This window comes from Nocardioides sp. ChNu-99 (assembly GCF_029493445.1).
GTDB lineage: Bacteria > Actinomycetota > Actinomycetes > Propionibacteriales > Nocardioidaceae > Nocardioides.
The window spans coordinates 1-1,052 of record NZ_JAHWBL010000120.1 but is presented as its reverse complement, the minus strand read 5'-3'; the positions used below and the strand labels follow the sequence as shown (position 1 = coordinate 1,052).

The 1,052-nt window shown below is 81.7% G+C and carries 1 pseudogene; it reads right to left on the bottom strand.

Annotated elements, in window-relative coordinates:
- Nucleotides 1-1,052, bottom strand: a pseudogene (locus KK617_RS18660) (hypothetical protein); the annotation flags it as partial.

The window sequence follows — 1,052 nt, the reverse complement described above, 5'->3', positions numbered from 1 at the left end:
GGCGGCGGCGAGCGCCGAGCGGCGCCCCTCGAGCCGGCGCAGCTCGTCGCCGAGCGAGGCCTGCCGCTCCTCCGCGCGGGCGAGCGCGGCGCGGGCGGCCGGGAGCGCGGCGACCTCGGCGGTCAGGGCGGTCAGGGTACGGGCGAGGTCCTCGCCCTCGGTGCGCCACCGGTCCACGGGGCGGTCCTGGGCCGCCTCCCGGGCGCGGGCCAGCTGCTCGCGCAACGTGCGGACGCGGTCGGCGTACGCCTGCTGCTCGACCTCGGCGTCGTCGAGGGCGCTGCGCGCCTGCTTCTCGGCGGCGGCGTCGGGGGCGTCGTGCGCCCGGCGGGCGGGCTCCGGGTGCTGGCAGGAGCCGCACACCGGGCAGGCGCCGCCGACGGCGAGGCCCTGCGCGATCTCGGCGGCCATGCCCTCCAGGCGGGCCTCGCGGAGGTCGAGGAGCCGCTCGCGGCCGCGCTGCGTGCGGGCGGTGGCGTCGAGCAGGTCCTGCTCGGCCACGGCGAGGGTCGCGGTGAGCTCGCCCGCCCGTCGCGCGGCCTCGAGCCCGGCCCGGACCTCGCCCTGGCGGCCGCGGGTGGTCGTGATCGCCTCGACGGCGCCCACGCCCGCCGCGACCTCGTCGCGGAGCGTGACGAGGCGGGCCGGCAGGTCGCGCGCCTCGGCCTCGAGGGCCGCCACCTCCTCGTCCACCGCGCGCAGCTCGGCGTCGCGGGTGGTCGCCGCGGCCCGCAGGCGCCCCAGCGTCGTGTCGTGGCCCGCGACGGCCTCGCACCGGTGGCGGCGACCCACGACGTCGTCGAGAGCCCGGCGGGCCGTGGCTGCGTCGACCTCCGGCGTCCCGGCCGGCGAGCCGTCGCCGAAGTCGAGCTCGAGGGTGCCGGTGACGAGGTGCGCGGCCGTGCCCACCGCCCGCAGGGCGGCGTCCGCCGACGCCTCCGCCCGGGTGAGCGCACGGGCGGCCCGGTCGTGGGCACCCACCAGGGCCCGCGCCGGGGCGGCCCGGACCGCGGCGTCCCGCTCCGCCCGGGCTGCGTCGACCCCGGCCTGCT